Below are 9,699 nucleotides of genomic sequence, written 5' to 3'. Positions count from 1 at the left end.
GTTGATGGCGCGACTGATCAGACTAATACGAGCATCACCAAAGACACGAACCAAACGTTTGATGCAACTCTTGCTCAAGGAAGCTACACCTGGGCAGTGGGGTGCTTTGACCAGTCAAACAATTATGCTCAAACCGCTGAGAGAACTATTAATGTTGATACGCAAAACCCCGCAGTCACCCTCCTCTCTCCTGCAAATGGCGTGTGGGATAATGATGCAAGCATTGACTTCAACTTCACTGTTTTGGATACGGTTGATGCAAGTCTTGCGTGTTCTCTCTATCTCAACGCAACGCTCTGGAACACGACGAGTGTAAGTTCAGATGCGTATTTTGTGTTCCACGAAGAAGAACTCTACGAAGCAGCGTCCCAGACATGGAATGTGACGTGCGCTGATGACAGCGCGCGTGAAGGCAGCGCACAGCGCGCGTATAATATTGACACTATACTCCCTGTGCTTGCTGATGTTTCAGCTAATGATACTATTGTTGGCAGCGGCGTTGCAGTACGTGTTTCATACACGCTCACTGAAATTAATGTGAACACTATTTATTGTGAAATTGACAGCACCAATTACTCAGGACAATCAAGCTATTGTGATATTGTTGCACCCGCAAGCGAAGCAACCTACAGCGTAACCGTATTTGTTGATGACTTAGCAGGAAATGGCGTGGTTAACACTGATGTGTCAGTTACTGTTGACAACACCCTGCCGGTGATTGTGCTTGATGCGCCGGCTAACGAATCAAGCATACAATCAGGAACCTTCCTCAACCTCACGGTCACGGACACGTATCTTGGCACGGTCTGGTATGAGCTGGATGGTGCAAACACCACCATTGACGCGACAAGCGCAACCAAGTATGATATTAGCACAAGCGGGTGGAGTCTTGGCACAACTGATGTGCTTGTATGGGCAAATGATTCGGCGCGCAATCAAAATGTTGCGCACGTGCAAATTACCATTGATGATAGTGAACCTCTTGTCACACTCGTTTCGCCTGCGGATAATTACAACACCACCCAAACAGATAACACGCTTGCGTTCAGGTTTGATGATGCGCAGTCGCTTACTGCAAGCTGCAGTCTCTTTATTGATGATGTGCTTGACCAAACTAACGCGAGCACTGATAATAGCACGCAAACAAGCTTTAATTACACCTTTAGCGAAGGAGTGCACGCGTGGAACGTGACGTGCACTGATGCTGCAGGAAACCAGGATTCAGATGAGTACCGCATCACCATTGACCAGACTGCGCCAACATACACTCTTGTTTCCGAAACAAACAGCACGCCAGACATTGGCGACATTATTAATTTCACCGCGCTCTGGACTGACGCGCTTATTGGTCTTGATTCGTACGTGTTTGAATGGAATCAGTCAGGAAGTCTTGCAAACGACACACCAGAGTTGTTTAGTGAAAACCCGCAATGGGTAAACGTGTCAAAAACTATTCCTGGAAGCGCGGAAGGCCAAACTCTCACGTGGCGGGTGTGGGCAAATGACACGCTTGACAACACAAACGTGACGGAGCTTCGAAGCATTGAAGTACTTGTGAGCCCGCCACAAGTCAATCTTCTTGAACCTGCAAATGATACCTGGAGCACGCAGGCAACTATTGGCTTTAACTTTAGTGTGACAGATAATGTTGCATCAACACTCAACTGTACACTCGTGATTGATGGTACGGGTTCTCAGACAAATGAGAGCACAATCAATGGCGTTACCACCACGCTCGCGCACAGCGGATTCTCAGAAGGCGCACATGATTGGAGTGTGTACTGTATTGATGATGCAGGAGCGCAGGGAAACAGCACGAACAGAACCGTGCACATTGACGTTTTCAACCCTGTTGTCAGCCTCAACGAACCTGCAGACAGCGCGCAGCTTAGCACAAACAGTTTTGATGTTAACTTCACGGTCACTGACACCGTTGATTCCGTGTTTAGCTGCGATCTCTTTGTTGACGCGTCACTCACGGACTCAGATGCGGCAGTTGATAACAACACGCTTACTGGTTTTACTCTTTCAAGCCTTTCAGAAGGCGCGCACACCTGGAATGTGACCTGCGTGGATGACAGTGGCAGGCAGGGCAGTGACGAGTACACGTTTACCATTGATTCAGTTGCTCCAGAGGTCTTTTTAGTCTCACCTGATGATAGCGTGTGGGATAGTGATGGCAGTCTCACGCTCACCTATAACGTGACTGATTCTGGTTCAAGCATTAGTTCTTGTAGTCTTATTATTAATCAAACAGTTAATCAAACTGATGCAACTATTGCTGAAGATAGTAACCAGACCTTTTCGGTAAGCAGCTTTGGCGACGCACAATATGTGTGGAGCGTAAATTGTACTGATGCGTTTAGCAATGAGGGCGCAAGCACTGAGCGCTCCTTTACTGTTGATTCTCAGGCGCCATCAATAACCCTTGTCTCGCCTGCTGCTAACTATAACAGCACGTCACAATCAGTGGATATGGTGTTCACGCCTCTTGATGCGTTGGCACAAACCATGTCGTGTTCCCTCACGGTTGATTCGCAAGCTGTTTCATCTAATTCAAGCTCACTCAATAACACGCAGACCACGCTGAGTGCTTCAAGCCTTTCTGAAGGCGGACATGCATGGAACGTGACCTGCGCTGACCCTGCAAGTAACGCGCAAACCAGTGCAACACGTACCTTTACGGTTGACGTGAGTGCACCAAGTATTGCTGTTTCAGCACCAGCACAAAACTACACCACAAACCAATCAAGTGTTACGTTTGAATACACGCCAGTTGACAGTGTTGTCACGTCGCTCACGTGCTGGCACACACTTGATGACGTAACAACAAGTGACGGGACGGTTGAGAACAACACACTCAAATCAGTTGTTCTCAGCAGTTTGAGTGAGGGAATACACCACATCAATGCGACGTGCATGGATGGGTGGGCAGAGCATAACACTACATCTCAAACAATCACGTTCAGGATAGACACAACTCTCCCAACTATTGTGTTAAGCAGTCCTGACGATTTATCATGCAATGAAAGCCCACTCTCCTTTACATACACGGCAACTGATGAAACCGCAGAAACGCTCAATTGCACGCTCTACATTGATGAGAGCGCGCAAAACACTACTATTGCAACAAATAATAGTTTGCTTACGGTTAGTGATGTTGCACTTTCTGTTGCTGCAAACGCATACACCTGGTATGTGAACTGCACTGATGGCGCAAACAACAGGGCAAATGCCGTGGCGCGCAACGTGAGCTCAAGCATTGCAACAGGCAGTCTCTGCACTGCTGACTGGCAGTGTTACGAATCAACGGACATGTGCGGTTCTGTTGTGAGTGCATGCGAAGGTTCATCAACCAGTTCTGCTCGCTGTTGCAGTGTTGAACCTACTGCTGATGGGTATTATGGCGGTGGAAACGTGCCAGGAACCGATGACCCGGTAGTTGAAGAACGCGATTATTACTGTGATACCAATGGTGATGTCAATTACACGGTTGTTGCAACCCATGACCCTAACACGGATGATGGATACTATGGTGGGGGAAACACCGCTGGATATGGTGATGACTCTGCTGCAACTATTATTGATTACTACTATGTAAATGATACGCTCACGCTTGCATCTGACACAACGCAAACCGTTGATTGTGATGAGCTTGGCGAAGACAGCTGGGAATACTGTAATGCAGATGCAGTTACAAACGAACAGCGCGATTACTTTGCACAACTCTCTGGCGCTGAACCTGCAGCAAGCGTGTCCTGCAGTTATAACACTACTGATACACAAACATGTCAAACCAATTCATCTGACAGCGATTCGGGAAACACCGCGCTCACTGGCGGCACGTGCACTGACTTTATTGGCTGTTTGAGCGGTGGCTGCACAAACGTGTCTTACACTGACACGTGTACTGATGCAAGTACGCTGCGCGAATATTACACAAGCGGGAATTCGTGCGCATCAAGCACAATTGATTGCGAGGACTTTAATGGCATTTCATGCGCAAACACGACGTATGCGCGAACCGCAGTGTATGGCTGTACTGATTCAGTGACTGATTACTGCGCAGCAGCGCAAACAGCTGATGATTTGTGCTCAGACAATGATTACGTGCTCTCAGACAATCAATACATTGATTATTCAGGTTGTTTGAGCGCGTCATGTTCAGGCACTGACGCGCGCTCGTGTTGTAACGGCACGATTATTAACACTGGCTCAGCCTGCGCTGACCCGACGCTCACGCCAACGTCATGTACGGTTGAAACCTGTACTGCGCAAAATACCACGTCAAAGGATGTGGACAGCAATGGCAAACTTGACGTGTGCTGTTCTGGTGACTGGTTTGGTGCAGACGTGGTTGGCACAAACTATAATGAAATTATTAACAGCTGGCCAACAGTGCAGGCATATCTTGAATCAACCTGGGACACGATTGAAGTTGCGTGCAGCTTCAACCGGACAAGCGCGGCTGAACAAAAGTATATGCTGCGAAACAGCAATGAGAATCTCACGTTCCTTATCTACGACCTTGTTGGCGCGCCATCCCTGTCAGGAAACGTTATCCTCAAGGGTCCAGAAAACGCGTCATTTCTCATTGCCTTGAGCAATATCACGTATCTTAATGAAACAACTGCACAGGCATGGGCTACAACCGCGTTTACAACAAGCTCGCCAACGGGCGTGTACAATCTCACTTTGGAGATTATTGAAGATGGCGTGCAACGTATTTACTATCTTGACAATTACCTGCGCGTGGACAACTTTGACGTGAGCGTGCTTCGCGTTGACGCGCCAAAAATCGCGTACCCTGGGCAAGTTATTGAGATAAGTCTTACCCTTGAAAACGCGGGAACAGTAACAATTGATCAGAACGCGTCAATCCAGCTTGATGAATCAACAACTGGAACAAGTGTCAGCGCGTCATTGAATTCTGATATTGAACCTGGAGAAACTGCAACGCTCACCCAGCAATTACTTATCACCCAGGACGTGGAAGTTGTGTCTGTGTACCCATCAATTACACTCACGTTCAACCACCCTTCATACGGGGAGCTCACGTTTAACGCAACGCCCGCGTATCCGCGCTTTACTATTGTGGGTCCTGAATCCCTTGATAAAGAAGAGAGCGCAGATTATGCGTTCACACCGCTTGATGTGAGCGGAAACGTGGTGTCAATTGATTTGACAAACGTTGTTGTATATCAGATTGTTGGCGATGACGTGCAGGTCGCCCGCGTTATCTCCTTTGGCACGGTAAGCGAGGCCTTTGTGTGGGAGTTTAACCCTTCAGCCCAAGGTCTTGATTGCGGCGCGTACGTGATTGCAGCAGAAGGCTATATTGGCAGCGCATTTGGCGATACCGGTAAGAAAGTGGTGGTGACAGGATGTGTGCAATAATGCGTGTTTTTTTCTTTGCTGTAGTTGTTGCGCTCATGGTTAGTGCAGGCCACGCGTTTATCGCGGTTCCGCGTGCAAGCCTGGTAATGGACCCGTTTCTTATCCCGAATTTTGAGAATACCACAAGCATTTCATCAAAGCCCCAAATCACGTTTTACGTGCTTAATAATGGAACTGGTGTTGCAAACATGGTAAACGCAAGCCTTGTTACTGAGCAAAATCACGTGCTTATATCCGCGCCAAGCCGGATTGACGCGGGTTTTACAAGCGCTTTTCGCTACGAGCTTGCAACCTTGCTCTGCGCGCAGGAAGCGTTTGCAGAATTCTATTTTGAAGCATGGTATTATCCTTCACGTAACCTCACATTTGAGCCACTAAATGTGACATCACGCGTGTACGCGCTTAATGTGTCTGACTTTTTATTTATTGAAAATATAGCGCCACAAACGCGTTCTCTTGGCGTTGATATTGCAAAAGGCGAGCACATCGCCTTTGCGGTAAGAAACACGGGAAACCAGAGGGTTACCTATCAGCTTAACATAACCCATCCGGTCACATTTTCAGTAACGGTCCGCTCTCTTTCAGACACGTATGAACTAGAAGAGCTAGCAAACCTCACCTTTGAGCTGGGAGGTGAGAGCACGCACGTGTGGGATATTGAAGTGATTCCAACCCAGCTTGCCCAAGACCAAGTATTGAGCGTGGACGTGAGTAGTCCTGACTGCGAGCTGGTAAACGCGTCATTTGATAAGAGCCTGACCTTTTTTTGGGTGCGCGAAGGCATTATTACTCAAGAGATTGTTCCTGATTTGTCAGGGCTTTCTTTTGTTGTGCTTTTGGTTGCAGCAGGTTTACTTGTGAGTAAGTTTTATTACTAATCTTCTGCTGTGTGTATAGTGTGGGGAGTCGTAATCATATCCTGTTCATAAGTGTTTTATGTGCGCTCGCGCTTGTTTCATTTTCGTATGCTGCGACGATTACGTCATTTAATCAAACCGGTATTGCAAATGCAACGTTTTCTTCAGAAGAGGGAGGTACTGACCAGTCTATTTCAATTAATATGCCCTGGAAAAGCAATGTAACTAATGCCAGTTTTACTGCGCGCGGGGAAACATCAAGCATTATTGTTCCTCCTGCACTGACTAACGGGTTTGCAGGCAACGCAGGCATTTTTGTTGCAGATGATACCTTGTATGTGGTTGATGACGGCAGGCACCGCGTTCGCGTGTACGGGCTTGTGAATGGCCAGGCATCAGCTGCGACGTACGAGTTTCAAATTGGCACAACTGATACTGCCGGAAATACAAATGTGCTTCTTGACAACCCCTATGACGTGTTTGTGAATGATTCAGCTATTTTTGTGAGTGATGAAGATAATCATCGTATCATTGTGTATAACCTTACGGGCACGTACTTGTATACTATTGCTGGTGGGGGCTCTGGTTCGGGAAACAACCAGTTGTTCAATCCGCGCGGGATTGAAGTTGATGCAAATTACGTGTATGTTGCTGACAGTTCAAATAATCGTATCCAAATATTTTATCATAACGCAACATATTTTCATACCATAACTGGTCCTGGCAGCGGTTTTGACGGTCCTTCAGACGTTGCAGTTGACCCTGCAGGCGAGTTTATCTACGTGGTTGATACGGGAAATCAGGTTGTTGAAGTGTTCACGTCAAGCTTTAATTATGCAAGCAAGCGTCTTGGTACGCTTGACTCATCAGGAACGGCAAGCAAATTTAGCGGACCTGAAGGTGTTGATGTGAATGCTGATGACGTGTACGTGACTGACACGAGCAATCATCGTGTTGCTATCTGGACAATTGACGATTCAGTGGTGCCGCATGCGTACTCGTACCGCACTGATATTGGGATTGCGGGCGTTCCTGCTGATGAAGGGGATTCAGCAGATGTTGTTAAGCTTCGAAACCCCATTGGCATTGAGATTTCCGGGTCTTTAGTGTATGTGTCTGATACGGGCATGAACCGCGTTCTTACCACGCGCTCTTCGTATCCTGCAAATGTGACGATTCGCGCAACCTATCACGAAACAGTTGACTGGACTGATTCAGGCAATCTAACTGGTTCAAAAGCAGCATCCCTTGACGCTGACTTGTTGACCACGCATTTGAACAGCTGTTCGCAGGTGAGCGGGAATTGTACGATTCTTCTTGAAGTTACCAGTGACGCGGGTGGAGTGGTCTATTTAGAAGGTCTTAATATTACGTACGCGCCAATCCCCCAATCGCACGTGAACGGAACGCTGGGGAGTTTTGGGGCGCGCTTTAATTTCTCGCAAAGCGGGGTTGATAAGACGGTTAGTTCAGTGGGTGCGGGTCAAGCCTATGATTTGTATGTGTCAAAAGGAACGTACACCTTTGTTCTTGACAGCATTGTTGCTTCGCAGTCATATGGTCACACGTTTTCTTTTTTTAATACCGTCATGACTCTTGATGAGTATGAGAATCAAGTTGCGATTTTGAGCCCGGGAACTGCGTCATTTTCGCTTCCTGATAAAGATCCTGTTTTGCTTGCAAACGTGTCTCTTGGCGTGATTGGCTACGAGTACGCGGTTCTTAATTTTTCATGGTCAGGCCAAAGCGTGCCAGACGAGAGCAAAATTGCGCTCTACTCATGCGCGCGTTTTGACGCGCCAAATAATGAATGTGATATTTCCTGGGCAAAAGAGTATGATACTTCACTTAATACTGGTGGGGATTATATCTCACTTACCACCTCAGAGCCCGAGAGCATGTACGCAATTATTATTGAAGAGCTTGAACAAATGTACGTGAACGTGACAACTGATAAAGCATCATATACGTGCGGTAATTCCGTGGCGCTTGTTGGCAGTGTAAATGGTTCTTCTGGTAGCATGGTGCCAAGCGCGAATGTGTACGTGAGCTTGCGAAACGGAACTGATTCGCTTATGTCTTCAACAAGCACGATTACAAACGCGAATGGCGCGTATTCAGCGCAAGTTGAGATTCCTTTAACACTCTCCTCTTCAACAGGCGCGGATACGTTTGAAGTGACGGTTGTGTCTGAAAAAACAGGTTTTGTAAATGGCAGCGTGACTGAAAAGTTTGGCGTGACCTGTTGCAGCCTTTCATATCCAACATTGTGCACAACAAACACCACCTGTATTGAAGCTAACGGGTACTGGTGTGATACGGTGTGCCAGTCAGTTGCGTGCGGAACGCCGTGCGGGTCAACTGCGTGCGGCGCGTGCACAAATCAAACAGCGTGTGAGAGCGTGTCGTGCAATTGGTGCAGTAATTCGTGCCAGGTGAATGCGTGTTCTGTTTCGTGCTCGTCTGAAAATCTTGGTTTATGTGTTGCTGAAGTTGAATGCCAAACTGCTGGCGGCGTGTGGTACGCAAGTCAGTGTTATAGTGCTGACCAAACGTGCAGCGCATTATACCTTGGTTTGTGCGCTGACTCGAGCACGTGTAATGCTGCTGGCGGCGAGTGGTGCGGGAGCGTGTGTAAAACCGTGTGCGCGTCTGTTGGCGTGGAGCAGGTGTCTGCAAATGAAACCGCAACGGGTGAGGGTAATTACACGTTTCGCGTGCGCGTGACAAACGAGTATGATAGTGATATGAGCAATACTACTATTATTGTGCATGGTATTAATTCAGAATGGTATAGTGTGGCTCCTCATGGCATCACACTCAAGCCCGGCGAGTCTGAGACGTTTTCTATTATGATTGTGCTTCCTGCAAATGACAGCATTAATAATTATGATATTAGTTACAGTATTTCAAGTGATGTGGGTTCGCGCAAGCTGCAGACCGCGCAGGTTGAGATTTTGCCAACCATTAATCTGCCGCCAAAGGTGTTTACCACGTTTGTGATATTAAACGACCTTGTTACCGCAGGTAATCGTGTTAATTTTCGTGTTCAATTATTAAATGCGCGCGAAGAGCCAACAACCGTGAATGTAACGTATCGCGTGAAAAAAGGCAATACAACGGTTGTGTCAAAATCAGAGTCGCACACGCTTGAAGATGAACTCACGTTTGCCCAAACCTTGCAGATTCCGCCAACTACGCTGCAGGGAAAGTACGTGCTGGAGATTGAATCCCAGTTTGGTTCGTTTAAGACTACTGAAGAAAACGCGTTTGACATCCAGCTTGCGCGCCCGTGGATTATTTTTGGCATGCTCTTATTTATTGCGGTGATTTTAGCGTTTTACGTGTACAAGTTTAGAGGAAAGCTCAGGCAGATTGGCGAAGTTGAAGAAGCGTATTCTGGAATTGATTGGGAAGGTTTAAAGAAGAAATAAAAACAATCTTT

3 protein-coding genes are annotated in these 9,699 nt (G+C 47.2%); all 3 read left to right on the top strand.

The genetic code is table 11. The annotated features are described in order from the left end of the window. Positions 1 to 5,397, top strand: a 5,397-nt coding sequence (locus tag COT72_04240; GenBank protein ID PIO00015.1) for a hypothetical protein, incomplete at its 5' end; no start/stop codon positions are given. Further along, positions 5,385 to 6,275: a hypothetical protein gene (locus COT72_04235; protein PIO00014.1), complete on the top strand. Its 891-nt coding sequence runs from the start codon at positions 5,385 to 5,387 to the stop codon at positions 6,273 to 6,275. The genes COT72_04240 and COT72_04235, both read left to right, overlap by 13 nt. A gap of 20 nt (positions 6,276 to 6,295) precedes the next feature. Beyond that, complete coding sequence (locus tag COT72_04230) at positions 6,296 to 9,688, top strand: hypothetical protein (protein PIO00013.1); 3,393 nt, start codon at positions 6,296 to 6,298, stop codon at positions 9,686 to 9,688. The last annotated feature ends 11 nt before the right edge of the window (positions 9,689 to 9,699 follow it).

Source organism: archaeon CG10_big_fil_rev_8_21_14_0_10_43_11, assembly GCA_002763265.1.
Lineage (GTDB): Archaea > Nanobdellota > Nanobdellia > PEZQ01 > PEZQ01 > PEZQ01.
This window is presented reverse-complemented; position numbering and strand designations above follow the sequence as displayed.